General features: G+C 72.8%; 14 protein-coding genes and 3 tRNA genes. 9 read left to right on the top strand and 8 right to left on the bottom strand.

What is annotated here, in order from left to right:
* Positions 1 to 11 precede the first annotated feature (11 nt).
* The 3 genes from AB0J12_RS14430 to AB0J12_RS14440 all read left to right on the top strand — a co-directional run bounded on the left by AB0J12_RS14430 (position 12) and on the right by AB0J12_RS14440 (position 6,517).
* A complete protein-coding gene (locus AB0J12_RS14430) occupies positions 12 to 1,022 on the top strand; it encodes a MoxR family ATPase (RefSeq protein WP_363264609.1) in 1,011 nt (336 codons plus the stop codon).
* Positions 1,012 to 5,325, top strand: coding sequence for an SAV_2336 N-terminal domain-related protein (locus tag AB0J12_RS14435; protein ID WP_363264610.1), 4,314 nt, complete (start codon positions 1,012 to 1,014; stop codon positions 5,323 to 5,325). The genes AB0J12_RS14430 and AB0J12_RS14435 overlap by 11 nt, the downstream gene beginning before the upstream one ends.
* Positions 5,326 to 5,479: 154 nt before the next feature.
* Positions 5,480 to 6,517 (top strand): rod shape-determining protein, encoded by a 1,038-nt coding sequence (locus AB0J12_RS14440; RefSeq protein WP_363264611.1) that lies wholly within the window; start codon positions 5,480 to 5,482, stop codon positions 6,515 to 6,517.
* Positions 6,518 to 6,572: 55 nt separating this feature from the next.
* Here AB0J12_RS14440 and AB0J12_RS14445 read toward each other — a convergent pair whose 3' ends face one another.
* Together AB0J12_RS14445 and AB0J12_RS14450 are read right to left on the bottom strand one after the other, a co-directional pair.
* Positions 6,573 to 7,517 carry an anti-sigma factor RsbA family regulatory protein gene (locus AB0J12_RS14445; RefSeq protein WP_363264612.1) on the bottom strand — a complete coding sequence of 315 codons (945 nt, stop codon included), beginning with the start codon at positions 7,515 to 7,517 and terminating at the stop codon, positions 6,573 to 6,575.
* Positions 7,514 to 7,867, bottom strand: coding sequence for an STAS domain-containing protein (locus tag AB0J12_RS14450; RefSeq protein WP_363264613.1), 354 nt, complete (start codon positions 7,865 to 7,867; stop codon positions 7,514 to 7,516). The genes AB0J12_RS14445 and AB0J12_RS14450 overlap by 4 nt, the downstream gene beginning before the upstream one ends.
* A gap of 287 nt (positions 7,868 to 8,154) precedes the next feature.
* On the opposite strand from AB0J12_RS14450, the gene AB0J12_RS14455 reads away from it, so the two are divergent.
* Together AB0J12_RS14455 and AB0J12_RS14460 are read left to right on the top strand one after the other, a co-directional pair.
* Complete coding sequence (locus AB0J12_RS14455; protein ID WP_363264871.1) at positions 8,155 to 8,802, top strand: ANTAR domain-containing protein; 648 nt, start codon at positions 8,155 to 8,157, stop codon at positions 8,800 to 8,802.
* 65 nt (positions 8,803 to 8,867) lie between these two features.
* Positions 8,868 to 9,035, top strand: a complete 168-nt coding sequence (locus AB0J12_RS14460; protein WP_363264614.1) for a hypothetical protein — start codon at positions 8,868 to 8,870, stop codon at positions 9,033 to 9,035.
* Between the two features lie 165 nt (positions 9,036 to 9,200).
* On the opposite strand, the gene AB0J12_RS14465 is transcribed toward AB0J12_RS14460, so the two are convergent.
* The 6 genes from AB0J12_RS14465 to AB0J12_RS14490 all read right to left on the bottom strand — a co-directional run bounded on the left by AB0J12_RS14465 (position 9,201) and on the right by AB0J12_RS14490 (position 12,879).
* Entirely contained in the window at positions 9,201 to 10,883 is a 1,683-nt protein-coding gene (locus AB0J12_RS14465) for an SWIM zinc finger family protein (protein WP_363264615.1), read from the bottom strand.
* A gap of 498 nt (positions 10,884 to 11,381) precedes the next feature.
* Positions 11,382 to 11,780, bottom strand: coding sequence for a PIN domain-containing protein (locus AB0J12_RS14470; RefSeq protein ID WP_363264616.1), 399 nt, complete (start codon positions 11,778 to 11,780; stop codon positions 11,382 to 11,384).
* Entirely contained in the window at positions 11,768 to 12,019 is a 252-nt protein-coding gene (locus AB0J12_RS14475; RefSeq protein ID WP_363264617.1) for a type II toxin-antitoxin system Phd/YefM family antitoxin, read from the bottom strand. The genes AB0J12_RS14470 and AB0J12_RS14475 overlap by 13 nt, the downstream gene beginning before the upstream one ends.
* A 417-nt stretch (positions 12,020 to 12,436) precedes the next feature.
* Positions 12,437 to 12,513 (bottom strand) — tRNA-Ile (locus AB0J12_RS14480).
* A 215-nt stretch (positions 12,514 to 12,728) separates the two neighbouring features.
* Positions 12,729 to 12,801, bottom strand: a tRNA-Asn gene (locus tag AB0J12_RS14485).
* A gap of 5 nt (positions 12,802 to 12,806) precedes the next feature.
* A tRNA-Asn gene (locus AB0J12_RS14490) sits at positions 12,807 to 12,879 on the bottom strand.
* Between the two features lie 159 nt (positions 12,880 to 13,038).
* On the opposite strand from AB0J12_RS14490, the gene AB0J12_RS14495 reads away from it, so the two are divergent.
* From AB0J12_RS14495 to AB0J12_RS14510, 4 genes are all read left to right on the top strand, one after another.
* The gene (locus AB0J12_RS14495; RefSeq protein WP_363264618.1) at positions 13,039 to 13,353 is read left to right on the top strand and encodes a YtxH domain-containing protein; all 315 of its coding nucleotides are present in this window, start codon (positions 13,039 to 13,041) and stop codon (positions 13,351 to 13,353) included.
* A 101-nt stretch (positions 13,354 to 13,454) separates the two neighbouring features.
* Positions 13,455 to 14,894: an FGGY family carbohydrate kinase gene (locus AB0J12_RS14500; RefSeq protein ID WP_363264619.1), complete on the top strand. Its 1,440-nt coding sequence runs from the start codon at positions 13,455 to 13,457 to the stop codon at positions 14,892 to 14,894.
* Positions 14,895 to 15,021: 127 nt separating this feature from the next.
* Complete coding sequence (locus tag AB0J12_RS14505) at positions 15,022 to 16,755, top strand: ABC transporter ATP-binding protein (RefSeq protein ID WP_363264620.1); 1,734 nt, start codon at positions 15,022 to 15,024, stop codon at positions 16,753 to 16,755.
* Entirely contained in the window at positions 16,755 to 18,683 is a 1,929-nt protein-coding gene (locus AB0J12_RS14510; RefSeq protein WP_363264621.1) for an ABC transporter ATP-binding protein, read from the top strand. The genes AB0J12_RS14505 and AB0J12_RS14510 overlap by 1 nt, the downstream gene beginning before the upstream one ends.
* Positions 18,684 to 18,705: the final 22 nt, after the last annotated feature.

Here is an 18,705-nt window from a genome sequence, read left to right on the forward strand (position 1 = left end):
CCAAGGAACCCATGCCTTTGTGGCCCGTCTACACCGGCACCGGCCAGCCGCACGACGGCGTCGACCGGCTGCCGCCGCCCCCGCCCTGGCGCGCCTTCGACGGCGGCCCGGTGCTGCCGGTGCCGGACGAGCGCGCGGACGCCGCCGCCGTCTCCCCCGACCGCGCCCACCGCGCCGCCACCTACCAGGCCACCGGGGAGACCGTCCAGCTGGTCAACGCGGCCCTCTATCTGCGCCGCCCGCTGCTGGTCACCGGCCCGCCCGGCACCGGCAAGTCGTCGCTGGCGTACGCGGTGGCGCGGGAGCTGCGGCTGGGCCCGGTACTGCGCTGGAACATCACCAGCCGCTCGACCCTGCACGACGGCCTCTACCAGTACGACCCGCTGTCGCGGCTGTACGCGGCACGGCAGGGGCCGCAGGCCGCGGACGCCGGGATCGAGCACCATCTGCGCCTCGGCCCGCTCGGCACCGCCCTGCTGCCGTACGCGCGCCCCCGCGCCCTGCTCATCGACGAGATCGACAAGAGCGACCTGGACCTGCCCAACGACCTGCTGAACGTGCTGGAGGAGGGCCAGTACGAGATCCCCGAACTGGTGCGCTCCGCCCGGCACTCGCCCGAGGGCCGCGCCCAGGTGATGATCGACGGCACCGACGAGCGGGTGCCGGTGGAGCGGGGCCGAGTGCGCTGCCGGGCCTTTCCGTTCGTGGTGCTGACGAGCAACGGTGAGCGCGAGTTCCCGCCCGCGTTCCTGCGCCGCTGCGTCACCCTGCGGCTGCGCCAGCCCGACGACGGGCATCTCGCCGAGATCGTACGGGCGCACCTGGGTGAGCCGGACGAGCGGGCGCGGCGGCTGATCGACCGGTTCCTGTCCCGGGCGGGCGCCGGCGACCTGGCCACCGACCAGCTGCTGAACGCGATCTACCTGGCCCGTTCCGCCGATCTGGACGCCACGTCCCTGGACGAGCTGGCGGAGCGGCTGATGCCGTACCTGGGCCAGGGCGCGCAGGCCGATGTCTTCTGAGTCCTCCCCCGCCCCGCCGGCCCTGCCGGCGGCCCTGGGCCACCTGGCGGACGTGCTGGCCGAGGCGGCGGGCGGCCCCCGGCCGACCGCGCTGGAACTGGCCGAACTGCTATGGCTGGCCAGGCAGATGGAGGACGGCGGCGAGGAAGAGCCGCTGACGGAAGAACCCTCGGCGGCCGACCCCCGGCCGCTGCCCGCACCGGACGACCGGCCGCGCCCGGCGCCCGCGCCCCGGACGGAGCCCGCTCCCACCCCACCCCGCGCCCCACTGCACCTGCCCGTCGCCGGACCGGCGCCCGGCACGCCGGCCGCACCGCACGCCTCGCTGCTGGCGCCCGCGCCCCCGATGCTGCCCCGCCCGCTGGCCCTGCAGCGCGCCCTGCGCCCGCTGGGCCGCCGCGTCGACGCCCCCACCGGCCGTGAACTCGACGAGCGGGCGACCGCCGAGCGCATCGCCCGGCTGGGCGCGGACCCGCAGTGGTGGCTGCCAGTGCTGCGCCCGAGCCGCGAGCGCTGGCTGCGCCTGCACCTGGTGCACGACGCCGGGCCGACGATGCCGGTGTGGCGGCCCCTGGTGCGCGAACTGCACACCACGCTGGCCCAGTCGGGTCTGTTCCGCACCGTCACCCTGTACCGCGCGGACCCCGACGGCACGGTGCGCGTCCCGGCCACGCCCGCCGACGGCCGTACGGTGCTGCTGCTGGTCAGCGACTGCATGGGCCCGCAGTGGCGGGAGGGGCCCGCGGGCAGCCGCTGGTACGCCACCCTGCGCCGCTGGGCCGGCCGGATGCCGGTGGCGGTCGTCCAGCCGCTGCCGGAACACCTGTGGCGGGACACGGCCCTGCCCGCGGTCCCGGGCCGGCTGTCGGCCCCGCACCCGGCGGCCCCGGCGGCCGCCCTCACCTTCACACCGTACGAGCCGCCCGACCCGTACGAGGCGGACGCGTCCTTGGTGCTGCCGGTGCTGGAGCCGGGGCCGCGCTGGCTGGCGAACTGGGCCGCGCTGCTCGCCGGGCCCGGCCGCACCGGGGTCCCGGCGGCCGGGGCCGCCCTGCGCCGGCCGCTGCCCGCCGACGCGGGCGACCGCACCGACGTCTCCCGGCTGTCCGCCGAGGAGCTGGTGCTGCGCTTTCGCGAGACGGCGTCGCCGGAGGCCTTCCGGCTGGCGGGGCATCTCGCGGTCGGCCGGCCGGACCTGCCGGTGATGCGGCTGGTGCAGCGGGCCGTGGAGGCCGAGCCGCGGCCGCAGCACCTGGCCGAGGTCATCCTCAGCGGCATGCTCACCGCGCTGCCCGGCCCGGCGGGCTCCTACGCCTTCCGGCCCGGCGTACGGGAGCTGCTGCTGCGCGGCCTGCCCCGCTCGGCGCACGGCCGCACGGCCGAACTCCTGGAGCAGGTCGGTGCTCTGATCGACACGGCGGCGGGCCGGGCACCGGGCGAATTCCGCGCCTCGACCCCGGCCGCGTCGGGCCGCCCGACGGGAGTGGACGCCGAACCGTTCGCCCACGTGAGCCGGGACAGCGTACGGCGGCTGGCGGAGGGCGGCGGCGAGGGGGAGCTGTTCGCGGGGCGGTACCGGCTCCTGCGGCGGCTCGGTGTCGCGGGCGCGAGCCGGCTCGCCGAGGACACCCAGGACGGCGACGCGAGGGTGGTGGTGCGCCGGCACAGCCCGCTGATGTGGCCGGGCAGCACCTTCGCCGACGTGGCCCGGCGGCTCGCTGCGGTCCACCACCCGGGGATCGCCGCGATCCGCGACCACGGGACGGCCGGCGGATTCACCTACCTCGTCCGGGAGTACGTCGACGGGCGGCCGCTGCCGGAGCTGCTGGAGCACCGGCAGCACGGCCTCACGGCCGAGGAGCTGGTCGAGGTGGTCCCGCCGCTCGTGGAGGCGGTGAACGCCCTGCACGCGCACGGCCGTCCGCACGGCCGGCTGGACCCGGCATACGTCCTGATCACGCCGGGCGGGCCGGTGCTGACCTGCCTCGACGGCCTCGGCGTCGGCACCGGGAGCCGGGCGGAGGACCTGCGGGCGCTGGGCGGCATCGTGTCCGCGTCGTACCGGGCGGAGCAGTTGCCCCCGCCCCTGGCGGCTGAACTGGCCGAGGCCGTGACGGACCTCGTCTCCGACCGCGCCGACGCGCAGGAGCGCGGCGCCGAACGGCTGCGCCGTCTGGTGCTGCCACAGGAGCGGCTGCACTACGCGCTGCTGGGCCCGGTGCGGGTCGCACGGGCCGGACGGGAGGTCCCGGCCGGCGGGCCCTCGGCGAGCGCCGTGCTGAGCATGCTGCTCCTGGGCGGCGGCAGCGTCACCCGCGGCGAGCTGGCCGCCGGACTGGGCGGCCGCGTCGACGCCGACCGGCGGGTCAGGGAGCTGCGGGCCGCGCTGCGCCCGGAGGCCGAGATCAGCGTCGACGGTGACAGCGTCCGGCTGCGCCCCTTTCCCGCGGAGGAGGAGCTCGACGTCCTGCTCGCCCGCCGGCTCGCCGCCGAGGCCGAGGCGTCCCGGGCCGCCGGGGACACGGCGCGCTGCGATCACCTGGCGGCCGGAGCACTGGCGCTGTGGCGCGGTGCCGTCCTGGACGGCGTTCCGGGTCCGGCCGCCGCCGCCGCCCGCGCCGAACTCGACTCCCTGCACGGCAGGCTCACCGCTCTGCTGGACCCCGCGCCGCCGCGGCCGGCGGTCTCCTTCCTCACCGACGATCTCACCGGCAGCCCCGAGGCCCGCATCACCCTCGAAGCGGCCGTGCACGAGGTGCTCTCCCGCTCCCTCGCCCCACAGCGGTACGAGGTGTCCGTCCGCGACAACGGCTACCTGGTGCACACCGCCCCCGGCACCTACCTGCTCCCCGTCCTGGTCTCGGTGGTGCGCACGTTCCCCGGCGTCCTCTCCGGCCGGCCCCACCTGAGGGTGACGTTCGCGCCGGACCTCCCGCCGGGGGAACTGCCCGCCGGCCGCGGTGTCGTCGTACCGCCCGCCCTGTACGCCGAGTTCGCCGCCAGCTCCGCCGCGGCGCGCTCGCCCCGTTTCCGGCCGCTGCTCGGGGCGCGGCCCGATGCCCCGCCCCTCGCCTGGTACTGCGCCCTGTCGCCGCCCGCGGAGGAGGAGCGACGGGACCTGGTCCGCGGACCGTTCATCGCCGGCGACGTACGCGAGCTCGGCATCCCGGCCCCGGGGCGCACGGCGATCGTGCACCTGGACGCCGACGGCCCCCTCACCCTCCTCGACCCGGCCGGTACCCGCGTCGGCCGGGCCACGACGTACTACGAGGTCGACCTCACCCCCCGGCAGACCCGGCACGAGATGGCCCTGCCCAGCTCCGGCAAGGGTGTCTTCACCGCAACCGTCGAGCTGTCCTGGCGGGTCGAGGATCCCGTGGCCTTCGTGCACGCGCAGGTCGCGGACGTCACGGCACGGCTGCTGGCGCATGTGCGGCGGGAGGCGGGGCGGATCACCGCGCGGCACACGCTGCGCCGGGCCACCGGGGCGGAACGTGCCGTGAAGAACGAGCTGCGCGGCGGGCCGGTGCCGGGGCTCGCGGTGAGCTGCTCGGTGCGGCTGGCACCGGAAGGGACGAGCGCTCCGGCGCCGCTCCCGCCCGGCGCCGTCTCACCGCCGGAGGTGCTCGCGCGGGCCGAGACCGTGCTCGTCGGCTTCGACGGGCCCGTCGCGCGCCTGTTCTCGGCGGCGGCGGCCCGCGCGGCCGCGCTCGACCTGCTCGCCGTGGTCGGCGAGCACCGCGATCCCGAGGACGCGCTGACGGGGCGTCCGCTGGCCGTGGAGGCGGTGCGGGAGGCGTCGGTGCACCCGCTGGACGTGCTGCGCACCTTCGCCCGCGACCGGCTCGGGCCGCTGCTGCGGGGCCGCCTGGACGAGCTGGAACTGGCGGCGGTGCCGGACGCACCGACGACCCACCACTGCGCCGCGCTGATCCGCGCCCTGCACGGCTCCGGGCGCCGGGTCCGCGTGGTCACGGACGTGTCCGAGCGCGCCGTACACCGGTATCTGGAGCCGTACCGGCTGCCGCTGGACGGCGTCCACGGCCGCGGCGACGACCTCACCCGGCTGATGCCCGACCCGGACTGTCTGCTGCGGGCGCTGGACGGCGCTGCGGCCGTGGACGCGGTGCTGATCGGGTCCTCGCCCGCGGAACTGGCGGCGGCGCGGCGGCTGGGGCTGCCCTTCGTGGGCCTGGCCCGCACCGCGACCCTCCAGCGGCAGTTGCGGGAGGCGGGCTGCGAGATCACCGTCCGGTCGCTGGATCCGCTGCTGGAGGCGGCCCGCGCCCTGCCGCCCCGCTGACGTTCCGTCTGCTCCGGTGCGGGTGACGGGTGTCAGGGGATCACGGAAACACCCGTTCAGCGGCACCCCACCCGGCCCCCTTCAGCAAGCGGCGTCCACGTCCCACCCGCAGGATGCGAAACAGGCCCGCCACCTACGGGAGGAACCGCCAGCCATGACCGCCAGTCTGGAGCAGCTGCGCCGCTGCCACTTCGCCGTCGACCTGGGGGCGGCCCGTACCCGCGTCTACGTCAAGGGCGCGGGGCTCGTCGTCGACCAGCCGTCCGTCGCCGCCGTCAACACCCGCACCGGCGCGCTGATCGCGGTCGGCGAGTTCGCCGAGAAGATGACGGGACGCACCCCGCACTACATCCGGGTCGTGCGCCCGGTGTCGGGTGGCACGGTCGTCGACATCGAGATGGCACAGCGCATGCTGCGGCACCTGCTGGGCGACAAGATCCGCCGCCAGCTGCGCCGCAAGCCCCGGCTGCGGGCCGCCGCCTGCACCCCGCACGACGCGGACCCGCTCGCCCAGCGCGCCGCGATCGAGACGCTGGTCGGGCTCGGCGCGCGGCGCGTGGAACTGGTCGACACGCTCATCGCGGCGGCGGTCGGCTGCGGGCTGCCGGTGGAGCGTCCCGAGGCCACCATGATCATGGTGTGCGGGGCGGCGGCCACCCAGGTGGCGGTGCTCTCCCTCGGCTCCATCGTCACCGCCGCACGCATCCCGGTCGGCGGCGAGGCCGTGGACCACGCGATCGTGCAGCATCTGCGCCACGAGCACGAGCTGATGCTGCCGAGCCAGTCCGTACGGCCGCTGCAGCTCGCCCTGTCCGGCAACGGGCTCACCCCGCACGGCCCGGCGTCCACCGAGATCCACGGCCGGGACGTGGCCACCGGGCTCGCCCGCAGCGTCCGGATCGACACCGCCGCCGTACGGGACGCCATCCAGACGCCGCTGACCGCGGTGCTCGACGGCATCGGCAAGGTGCTGCGGGACTGCCCGCCCGACCTGGTGGCCGACCTCGCCGACCGCGGGATCATGATGGTCGGCGGCTCCGCCCTGCTCCCCGGCTTCGACCAGATGCTGCGTCAGGCCACCGGGATGCCGGTGCACATCGCCGACCGGCCGGACATCTGCGCCGCACAGGGCCTGGGCGCCATGCTGGAGGGCCGTATCGAACCGCTGCAGCTGGACCCGCTGGCGCCCTGAGCGGCGTGTCCCGGCAGGCGGCCGCCGGGGTCTCACCCCCCGGCGGCGTCGCCCTCTAGCCCAGATAGGCGCGGACGGTGGTGCCGTCCTGCGCGGTGTGCATCCGCACCAGGTCGCTGACCAGGTTCACCAGCAGCAGGCCGCGGCCGCCGCGCTGGTCGCGCGGGACGGGCCGGCGGCCGGCCAGCGGATCGGCGAGCAGCCCGCCGTCGCGCACCTCGCACACCACGTGCCCGCCCTCGGCCCACACCCGCAGGGTGCCGCTCCCGCCTCCGTGCACCACGCTGTTCGTGGTCAGCTCGGCTGCGACGAGAGCGAGGTCGTCCAGCCGTACGCCCTCCAGCCCGAGCCGCGCTCCCTCGCCGACCGCGTGGTGCCGGGCCGCCGAGAGGGTGGTCTTGTCGAAGGCGCACTCCGCGACGTCCGGGGCGGACGGCAGCGGCTCGTTGTAGCGGGCGACGACCTCGGCGGGTGCGTAGGCGTGGCTGAGGCGTTCGTCGGCGGCCCCGGTCGGGATCACCGTGGGGTGGGTGGCGTAGGCGTCGGCGACCATGCGCTCCGGCAGCCGGACGACGTCGTACGGGCACAGGATGGTCGCCTCGCGGCCCTGGAACGCGGCGTTGATCAGCGCCTCGTGCTGCACGCAGGCCGGGTATTCGACGGCGCTGCGCCCGGCCCAGATCGGCTCGCCGATGATCCGCACCCGGCGCCCGGCGGGCTGGGCGTCGGCGAAGGCGCGCAGCACTCCGGGGATGATCCGGCCCGGGTTGCGTCCGGCCTCGCGCATGTCCAGGAGCCGCACCCGGCGGGCGTCGTCGCCGAGCTCGGCGCGGATCAGTTCCAGGTTGTCGCCGGGGACGGCGACGGCGACGGGCTCATCGGCGTCGAGTCCGGCGCGCACGAAGGGGACGGTGCCGTCGATGTACTCCTGCGTGTCGCGGTAGAAGAGGGCGGGGTGGACGAACGGGTCGGCGGGGGCCGGAGCCTCGCTGGTACTCATGACATCGACACCTCGATCGCCGCCGTCCCGGGCCAGAACATTTCCAGCACCCTGCTCACCACGGCCGGCGGCCGGTGCAGCACGATGCGGCGGCCGTCGGGCAGCCGCTGGGCCGCGTCCGCGAGCGCACCGACCCCGGCGACATCGGCGAAGGTCACGGCGGACAGCTCCAGGTAGTACACATCATCGTCCTCGCACAGCACATCTCGCAGGGCTCGTTCCCACTCCCCGCGCGTCCCCAGGCTGATCTCGCCCGCGGCCCGCAGGCCGGTCCGTCCGGACAGCGGGGCCAGCGTCAGTGCCGGCATCGGGTCGACGGGCGCGGCCGGCACCTCGTCCAGGTCGCCCATACCCATCACCCCCCTCGACGATCTCCGTCTACCCGCCCGGCACCCGGCCATGCTGCCCGGCGCCGCCCCGTCCCGTGCGGGAGCACGTGTGTAGGAGACAGTACTCCGGGCAGGCGCCGCGGTGACGGCGAGGTACCCAGGGCCTCGCGGGCGCGCGGGAGACCGCGAGCAGTACACCGAACCGAAAGGCACAGGGGGCACGCGACGCCGTGACGACCGTCGGAGACCACTGGAACGCAGACCGTACGGCCACGACCCGGCCGCCGCTGGCCGGGCAGCTGGACACGCTGGTCGTCGAGGTCCGCGTGAGCGGGGGGCGGGCCGAGCTGCGACCACGCGGTGAGCTGGTCCACGGCTGCGCCCGGACCCTGGCGGACACACTCGGGGAGCTGCCGGACGGGGTGCGGGAGATCGAGCTGGACATGTCCGGGGTGCACTTCATGGATACGGCCGGGCTGGGCTTCCTGGACCTGCTCGACGACCACCGCCACCGGCACGGGGTCCCGGTGCGGACCGCGCACTGGCAGGGCCAGCCGCGCCGCATCCTGGAGCTGGCCGGCCTGGACACCGAGGAGCCGCTGCGCAGCGCCGCCCACGGCGGTGCGGGACCGGCCGGCCCGCCGCCGCGCACCACCTCGGCGGTGGCGCTGGAGCGGGCGGAGCGGCTGCGGATGCTCCGGGAGGAGATCGCGCAGCTGCGCCAGGCGATCGCCTCCCGGCCGGTGATCGACCAGGCGCGCGGCATGCTGATGGCCGCGCACGGCTGCACCTCCCAGGAGGCGTGGACGATCCTCCGCGAGACCTCCCAGCTGTCCAACACCAAGCTGCGCACGGTGGCCGCGATGGTCACGGCCGGGGCCGGCAGCGAGGGCACTCCCCTGCCGGACGACATCCGCTCGGCGCTGCGCACGGCCCTGTTCCACCACCGGTCCTGACACCGGTGTGGGCGGGTGACCCCCCGGGGTACCCGGACGGCGACCGACGGACCCGGGAGGAAACCATGACCACCGAACCCACCCCGTCCCAGGCCGAGGGCGAGCGGCCGGCCGTCGACGACACCTCCGACCCGACCGACGAGCCGACGAACCCGCAGACGACACCGTCCCAGGCGGAGGGCGAACGCGACGACGACACCGTGGTGACGGCGACGGACGACACCACGCGGTGACCGGCATGCGCTGAACGAAGGAAAGAGGGCCGCCCCTCACGCGGGGCGGCCCTCACTTCATTGGCTGCGCGGGTAGAAACGCTTTTGCCTCTACCGAGCCCGGTGGGGCGGGCCCCTGCCCCTGTCGTTCTCCCATCGCCGATGAGGCCCTCTGCCGGAGCCCATTCACAGCCCGTGCCGGTCAAGGATGCTCATTAGCTTCCGCCTGCGTTTCAGTTCTGTGCGCAGGCCGGCGAGATACACGGTGAACGCGTCCTCGGTCCCCAGCGCGCGATGGCAGTCACGGGCCGCCAGGAGCAACCCGGCCAGGTGCGCGTAAGCACGGTCCCCCGTCGGCTCCTTCGACCGCTCGACCAGCCGCAGGTACACGCCGAGCGCCTCGGCCGGACGTATCTCGCGCGACAGGGCGGCGAGTCGCTCCCACTGCCGGTCGTCCGCGCGGTCGTCCGCCTCGCGCCAGGCGGCGTCCAGGTCGCCGTCGTCGAGCAGCACGTCGATCAGCACGGGGCCGCCGTACCGGCCGCCGCACTCACGACGGGCGTCCTCCCTCAAGATGGCCAGCGCCGCCGCGCGCTCGACCTCCCAGCAGTCTGCCGCCCAAGCGGCGGAGCGCAGCTGCCGGTAGGCGGCGAGGGACCGCTCGACACGGAACCGGTCCCGGCGCACCGCGAACGCGTCCGCCACCCGCCCCGTCTTCGCGTACCGGACGCATACATGCTCGACCAGACGGCTGTCGATGTGCGTCTCGGCGGCACAGTCCCGCAGTCCCCGCTCTGCCCAGGCGAGTGCCTCTTCCGCGCGGCCCTCCGTTTCCAGTTCCTCGGCGATGAGCAGATGGGTGGCACCGGACGGATCGAGGTCCTGCGCATACAGGGCGACCAGTGCGTCGACGTCGCCCTCCGCCTTGACCAGGCGCTCCATCAGGTACCGCTCCGCCCAGCCGGACGGCCTGCGCCTGAGCGCATCGGCCGCCAGCTGTCGCATGCGGGCCAGTCCGCTCGGCCCCAGCACGTCGGCATAGTCGAGCGGATCCAGGTCCGTCACATCGCTGTCGTCGGCGAGCAGACGTCCTACCAGCCACTCCGCCAGCCGCTCCGGATCGGGGCGTGCGACCCCGCAGGCCTCCAGATGGACCTCCGCCACTGCGGCGGCGGCCTCCCCGACCACGCCGTCCGAGTCGTCGATCTCCCCGTACGTCTCTCCCAGCACCCGGAGCGCCTCCTCGGCCAGAGCGACCGCCTGCGCGGCCTCCCCGTCGGCGGTCAAGGCGCTCAGGGCACTCGCCGCCTCGGCGACCTGTCGTCCATACCCGGAGGCATCCGCGTACTCGATGTACCCGTACCGGGCGAACGGCCGCGGATCGATCAGCGCGATGATCCGATCCCGGACCGTACCGAGGTCAGAACGAGCAGCGGCTGCCCGCAGCTCCAAACGTCGGCGCAGTTCCCGGTCCTCGGCGACCTGCTCCCGCACCAGCACCAGGAGTTGCTCGCGTGACAGCCCTGAAAGCCACGCTTCCAAGCCGGAAGACCGTGCCGGCGCCCCGGCCCGCTGCTGCGGAATCGTTTTCGCCCGCCGCAGCACGGTCAACCCGACCGCCACACAGTGCTTGCAGAAGTTGCCCTCCTGCCCGTACGGGCAATCGCACCATCCCGAGATCCCGTCATCCCCGCCGAGGGTGAGCTCCACCTCGTAGACATCCGTACCGTGCACCACGGCGCTGACCGAGCCCTCCCCCACCTCCATCCCGCTCACCGCGTCCAGACACCCCAGCCCCTGCTCGAAGGACCGAGCCCCGGCCAGCGCCCTCAGATCGTCCTCGCCGAGTCCCACCACTTTCCGTGCCACACCGGCATTCAACCGCGGATCGGCAGCTCTTGTGTGGCCGCATGCGACGACTGAGCCCCCCATCGAGCAGCGGGACTTACGGCGCATCAGCGATGATGGGCGGCTCCGAGCGAGGGGATGGTGAACGCCGGACTCACATGATCGTCCGCACACCAGGGCCACATGGACACGACCTGGATGTGACTCCCCGGCAGCGGACGCTGCCCGGTGAATGTCGTCGGCTACCCGATCGACCCGTCGGTCCGCCCGCCCCTTGATGCGTCGGGCGCCAGCGCCGTAGCGGGCATCCCATGGACCGCGGTCTCACCCACACCGCCGCTTTCGCCTATCTCACGGGGGTGGATGTGCCTGGCGTTGGTGGGGTTGCTTCCTCAGCGCGCACCACTGAGGCACGGCGATGACAAAGAAAACCGCGTGCCACGCCACAACTCCCGTCACTCGGTGGGCAGCCAGCGGCTGAGGCAGGCGCACTTGCCAACAGCCAAACGTCCGGCCCCGTCACAACCTACGTACACGAACACCGGGGAGGTCGTCGAAGCGCGCTCGCTTGTCGTAGGTGACTACTGTGCGTGCGGTGGTCAGGGCGGTTGCCGCGATGATCAGATCGTGGGCTCCTCTGGGCTGGCCGGCCCTGCGGACGTGGGCGAGCAGTCGCGCATGAGCCCGCGCGATGTCCACGGTGTACTCCTCGGCCGGAACCGTGGCGAGGATGGCGTCGACGAATGACTGGCGGGCAAGCCGGTTGGTGTCGTCGGCCAGTTCGACGCCCTGGAGCAACTCCGCGGCCGTGATGGCGGCGATCACCGGGTCGTCATCGTCCGCGAGTACATGGTCGAGGACGACTTTCCGGCGCTCGACCGCGATCAATACGCCGGTGTCCAGGATCAGTCGTTCCACGGATCGTCCAGGGTCAGCAGATCACGGGTGGCCATCACATCGCCCGCGAAGGCGTCGTCGAGGGTGTCGACGTAGGGCAGGAGAGCATCTTTCACCGCACGGCCCGTGGCTTTGGGCGCCGGGCCGAGCACGGCCAGGCGTTTGCCCCCGCGGGTGATCACGATGGTTTCGCCGCGTTCCGCCCTGTCCAGCACGGAGGCGAAGTTCCGTGATGCTTCGGTAGCGGTCATCGTCTTCATGACCTCATGCTCTCAGAGAATCTGATACCCGACAAGGCGGAGGCCGAGCCTCCGACGACCTTCCCCTGCTTGATGTTCGACATCTCAAGCCGAACTGCGGCCGGAGAGCGGTGCCCGGCAGGCTGGGGCGAGGTGGACAGCGACGGCGCCGACGCTCAGGCCGCCCGGCTTCCTGAGGGTCCGCTCCATTTCCGCACGTCCCCGCGCGTCCCCTGGATCTTGCTTTCAGCTTCGCTGCGTAACCCCCAGCAGCCGAGCTTGTTTCTATATCGCCACGGGTCAGAGTCTTGACAAGGGTGTCCAGACACCCGCCGTGACACCTCAGGCAGTACTTGTGAGCAGCGGATTCTCTCCGTTGGGGCCGAGTAGGCGACTCAGAGGCGCTGAAAGACGTTTCCGCAGGTCAGAGCACGTTACTGGTGGGGCGGGTGGGACTCGAACCCACGGCCGACGGATTATGAGTCCGCTGCTCTAACCGGCTGAGCTACCGCCCCATAGCGGCGTGTCGCGTACATGTGTACGCGCCGTGTGCCGCAGCATAGCCGCTCATACGATCTCCTGCTTCGCAGGGGCGACCTCGCATGCCACGTCACGTCCATGAGGACCGCGACGCCGCGCGGGCGGTTCCCGTCCCGATGAAATCCGATGAACCCCAGTGAAACCAAGGGACCAATGAAAAAGGACCCCGCCGGGGTCCTCGTTCAGCATGCTCCCCCGACTGGACTCGAACCAGTAACCTGCCGGTTAACAGCCGGCTGCTCTGCCAATTGAGCTACGGAGGACCGAGCTCCCCCGACTGGACTCGAACCAGTAACCTGCCGGTTAACAGCCGGCTGCTCTGCCAATTGAGCTACGGAGGAATGCCTCGTTCGCATCGAACGGACCTCCTGGGGTATTCGCCAGGGGGCGTTCGCTCGCTGCGACACATACATTAGCGCAAGCAGGGGGGTGCTCCGCCAATCGGTACCCCCCGGCGCCGACGCCGCACCGCAGGACCGACACGAGGAAGGGTGGCCGCCATGCGCTACCGGCTCACGTTCGTCGCCGGACTCGCCCTGGGTTACGTACTGGGCACGAAGGCCGGGCGCGAACGCTACGAGCAACTGAAGAAGTCCGCCCGCCAGGTCACGCAGAACCCGGCCGTGCGCAACACCGCCGAGACGGCGGCCCAGCAGGGCCGCCAGTTCGCGGGCAAGGCGTACCACGTGGTCAGCGACAAGGTCGGCGACCGCGTGCACGTCCCCGACACGGTGGCCCAGCGGGTCAAGGCCATCCGCGAGCGCAGCGCCCACAACGGAGGCGCAAGCGACGACTGGGGCACGAGCAACACGTAAGGGGTGCATCTCGGGCACGGGACCACCGCACCCGCCCGCACCCCCGCCGATAACGCGCCCCCCGCCCGAGCCGGCGCAGCGCTACGGCACAATCGGTGGTCATGGGGATAGTCGCCGGCTTGGACAGCTCACCGGACTTCACGCGCATCGTGGTCTGCGACACGGACACCGGTGCCGTGCTGCGCCAGGGATATGCCCCGCATCCCCTGGAGGGACGCCCGAGCGACGTGGATCCGCAGGCGTGGCTGCTGTCCCTCGGTGAGGCGGCCGGCGGCGGTCTGCTGGAGGGCGTGCAGGCCATCGGCGTGTCGGCGCAGCAGAACGCGCTGATCGTGCTGGACGCGCAGGGCGCCACCGTGCGCCCTGCGCTGGCCGGCGGCGACAAGCGGGCGCAGGTCGCGGCGGCCGATCTCGTCGACGCGCTCGGCGGGCGCGAGGCGTGGGCGCAGGCGGTGGGATGCGTGCCGCAGGCCGCGCAGCCGGTGACCAAGCTGCGCTGGCTGGCCCGCAGCGAGCCCGACAACGCGCGCCGCGCGGCGATGCTGATGCAGGCCCACGACTGGCTGGTGTGGCAGTTGCTGGGCTGGCCGGTGCGCCGGACCACCGACCGCGGCGGCGCCTCCGGCACCGGCTACTGGTCGGCGGCCACCGGCGCCTACCGGCCCGACCTGGTCGAGCTGGCGCTCGGCCACCAGGCGATGCTGCCGGAGGTCATCGGCCCCTCCGAGGCGGCCGGTACCACCCCGGAGGGCCTGCTGATCTCGGCCGGGACCGGCGAGACCATGGCCGCCGCGTTCGGGCTCGGGATCGGGCTCGGGGACGCCGTCGTCTCGCTCGGCGCGTCGGGGTCCGTGATGGCCGTTCATCCCGAGGCGCTGGTCGACAGCACCGGAATGATCACCTCGCTGGCCGACGCGACCGGTATGCACCTGCCCGTCGTCACCACCCTCAACGCCGTACGTGCCCTGCGCGGTGCCGCCGAACTCCTCGGCGTGCCGGACCTGGAGGGCCTGTCCGAGCTGGCGATGAAGTCGACGCCGGGCGCGCACGGGCTGGTGATGCTGCCCTACCTGGAAGGTGAGCGGACGCCCCATCTGCCGCACACCGCGGGCACGCTCGCCGGGCTGCGGCGGGAGTCGATGAAGCCCGAGCACCTCGCGCGGGCCGCGTTCGAGGGGATGCTGTGCGGCCTCGCGGACGCGCTCGACGTGCTGCGCGGCCGGGGCGTGGAGGTGCGGCGGATCTTCCTGCTGGGCGCGGCGGCCGAGCTGCCGGCGGTGCAGGCGGCGGCTCCGGCACTGTTCGGCGTGCAGGTCGTCGTACCGCAGCCCGCGGACTACGCGGCGATCGGCGCGGCGCGGCAGGCCGCGTGGGCGCTCGGGGTGTCGCAGGGCACCCTCGATCCGCGCAACCCCCCGGCGTGGCACGGCGCGGCGGCGCAGGTGCTGGAGCCGGGCGAGGAACTGGCGGTGGGTCAGGCGGTGCGCCAGCAGTATGTGTCGGTGCGCGAGCAGACCCATCCGGGGGCGATGCGGCCGTAAGGGGTGTCCCGTCGGCCAGGGCCCGCCGGTTCGGGTTAATCGGTTGAGGTAACGCGGGTGGAGTGTTCGACGATAGGGGCCACGGGCAACCGAAACGCCCCCGTCGCCGACTCCGAGAGAACCCAGCGTGCTCATACGACTCCTGCGTACCTATCTCAGGCCCTACAAGAAACCGATCGCCCTGCTGGTGGGGCTGCAGTTCCTGCAGACCTGCGCCACCTTGTACCTGCCCACCCTGAACGCGGGCATCATCGACAACGGTGTCGTCAACGGCGACACCGGCTACATCCTCGGCCACGGCGGCCTGATGATCGGCATCTCGCTGGCCCAGGTCGTGTGCAACATCGGCGCCGTGTACTTCGGCGCGCGTACCGCCTCCTCGCTCGGCCGGGACGTGCGCGGTGCCGTCTTCGACCGGGTGCAGTCCTTCTCGGCGCGTGAGGTCGGTCACTTCGGCGCGCCCTCGCTCATCACCCGTACGACGAACGATGTGCAGCAGGTCCAGATGCTGGCCCTGATGACGTTCACCCTGATGGTGTCGGCGCCCATCATGTGTGTGGGCGGCATCGTGCTGGCGCTCGGTCTGGACGTGCCGCTGTCCGGGGTGCTGGTCGCGGTGGTCCCGGTGCTGGCGATCTGCGTCACGCTGATCGTGCGCCGGCTGCGGCCGCTGTTCCGCGCCATGCAGGTCCGGCTGGACACGGTGAACCGGGTGCTGCGCGAGCAGATCACCGGCAACCGCGTCATCCGCGCCTTCGTGCGCGACGACTACGAGCAGGGGCGCTTCCGCAAGGCCAACACCGATCTCACCGAGATGGCGCTGGGCACCGGCAACCTGCTCGCGCTGATGTTCCCGATCGTCATGACGGTGGTGAACCTGTCGTCCATCGCGGTGGTGTGGTTCGGTGCGCACCGCATCGACAGCGGTGGGATGCAGATCGGTGATCTGACGGCGTTCCTCGCCTATCTGATGCAGATCGTCATGTCCGTGATGATGGCCACCTTCATGTTCATGATGGTGCCGCGCGCGGAGGTGTGCGCGGAGCGCATCGAGGAGGTGCTGGACACCGAGTCCAGCGTCGTGCCGCCGTCCGCGCCGGTCACCGAGTTGCGCCGGCACGGGCATCTGGAGATCCGCGGCGCCGGCTTCCGCTTCCCGGGTGCCGAGGAGCCGGTGCTGAAGGCGATCGACCTGGTCGCCCGGCCAGGTGAGGTGACCGCGGTGATCGGCTCCACCGGCAGCGGCAAGTCGACGCTGCTCGGTCTGGTCCCGCGGCTGTTCGACGCCACCGACGGAGAGGTGCTCGTCGACGGCGTGGACGTCAGCGAGATCGAGCCGCAGCTGCTGGCCCGCACGGTCGGCATGGTGCCGCAGAAGCCGTACCTGTTCGCCGGCACGGTCGCCTCCAATCTGCGCTACGGCAATCCGGACGCCACCGACGAGGAGCTGTGGCACGCGCTGGAGGTGGCGCAGGCCAAGGACTTCGTCACCAAGCTGGAGGGCGGGCTCGAGGCGCCCATCGCGCAGGGCGGCACCAATGTCTCCGGCGGTCAGCGCCAGCGCCTGGCGATCGCACGGACGCTGGTGCAGCGGCCGGAGATCTACCTCTTCGACGACTCCTTCTCCGCGCTCGACTACGCCACCGACGCCGCCCTGCGCGCCGCGCTGGGCCAGGAGACCGCGGAGGCGACCGTGGTGATCGTCGCCCAGCGGGTGGCGACCATCCGCGACGCCGACCGGATCGTCGTCCTCGACGAGGGCCGGGTCGTCGGCAGCGGCACCCACCACGAACTGATGGCGGACAACGAGACCTACCGGGAGATCGTGCTCTCCCAGCTGACGGAAGCGGAGGCTGCCTGATGGCGGGGCCCATGGGGCGGATGATGGCCGGGGGCGGCCCCGACAGCCGGTCGCTGGACTTCAAGAACTCGGGCAAACGGCTCATCTCCCACTTCCGGCCGGAACGCGTCACCATCTACGCGCTGCTGGCGTGCGTGGTGGTCAGCGTCGGACTGAACGTGGTCGGCCCGAAGATCCTCGGCAAGGCCACCGACCTGGTCTTCGCCGGGATCATCGGCCGGCGCATGCCGGCCGGGGCGACCAAGGAGCAGGTCCTCGACTCCATGCGGGCGCGCGGGCAGGGCTCGGTCGCCGACATGCTGAGCGGCACCGACTTCACGCCCGGCAAGGGCATCGACTTCGGCGCGGTCGGCGACGTCCTGCTGCTCGCACTCGGCACCTTCCTCATCGCCGGTCTGCTGATGGCGGTGGCGACGCGGCTGGTCAACCGGGCCGTGAACCGGACCATGTTCCGGCTGCGCGAGGACGTGCAGACGAAGCTGTCGCGGCTTCCGCTGTCGTACTTCGACAAGCGGCAGCGCGGCGAGGTGCTGTCCCGGGCGACCAACGACATCGACAACATCGGGCAGACGCTCCAGCAGTCGATGGGCCAGCTCATCAACTCGCTGCTGACGATCATCGGCGTGCTGGCGATGATGTTCTACGTCTCCTGGATCCTGGCGCTGGTCGCGCTGGTGACCGTGCCGCTGTCGTTCGTGGTCGCCACGCGCGTCGGCAAGCGCTCGCAGCCGCACTTCGTGCAGCAGTGGCGCACCACGGGCAAGCTGAACGCGCACATCGAGGAGATGTACACCGGGCACGCCCTGGTGAAGGTGTTCGGCCGGCAGCAGGAGTCGGCGCGGCAGTTCGCCGAGCAGAACGAGGCGCTGTACGAGGCCGGGTTCAAGGCTCAGTTCAACAGCGGGATCATGCAGCCGCTGATGATGTGCGTGTCGAACCTGAACTATGTGCTGGTCGCTGTGGTCGGCGGTCTGCGGGTCGCGTCGGGCGCGCTGTCGATCGGTGACGTGCAGGCGTTCATCCAGTACTCCCGCCAGTTCTCCATGCCGCTGACGCAGGTCGCGTCGATGGCGAACCTGGTGCAGTCGGGCGTGGCCTCGGCGGAGCGCATCTTCGAGCTGCTGGACGCGGAGGAACAGCAGAGCGACCCGGTGCCGGCCGAGACCCCCGCCGAGCTGCGCGGGCGGGTGGAGCTGGAGCATGTGCAGTTCCGCTACGACCCCGACAAGCCGCTCATCGAGGACCTGTCGCTGAAGGTGGAGCCCGGCCAGACGGTCGCCATCGTCGGCCCGACCGGCGCGGGCAAGACCACGCTGGTCAACCTGCTGATGCGGTTCTACGAGGTGACCGGTGGGCGCATCACCCTCGACGGTGTCGACATCGCGCGGATGTCCCGGGACGAGCTGCGCGCCGGGATCGGCATGGTGCTGCAGGACACGTGGCTGTTCGGCGGCACGATCGCGGAGAACATCGCCTACGGCGCGGCCCGCGAGGTCACCCGCGGGGAGATCGAGGAGGCGGCGCGGGCCGCGCACGCCGACCGGTTCGTGCGCACCCTGCCCGACGGCTACGACACCGTCATCGACGACGAGGGCACGGGCGTGAGCGCCGGTGAGAAGCAGCTGATCACCATCGCGCGGGCGTTCCTGTCCGACCCGGTGATCCTGGTCCTCGACGAGGCGACCAGCTCCGTCGACACCCGCACCGAGGTGCTGATCCAGAAGGCGATGGCCAAGCTCCAGCACGGCCGGACGTCCTTCGTGATCGCGCACCGGCTCTCCACGATCCGGGACGCGGACACGATCCTCGTGATGGAGAACGGCTCGATCGTGGAGCAGGGCACGCACGGGGAACTGCTCGCGGCGGGCGGGGCGTACGCACAGCTGTACCAGGCGCAGTTCGCGCAGGCGGTGGCGGAGGTCGACTGACCGCCCGGCGGGTCGCCCGGTG

Origin of the sequence: Streptomyces sp. NPDC049915, assembly GCF_040656475.1 — a bacterium.
GTDB lineage: Bacteria > Actinomycetota > Actinomycetes > Streptomycetales > Streptomycetaceae > Streptomyces.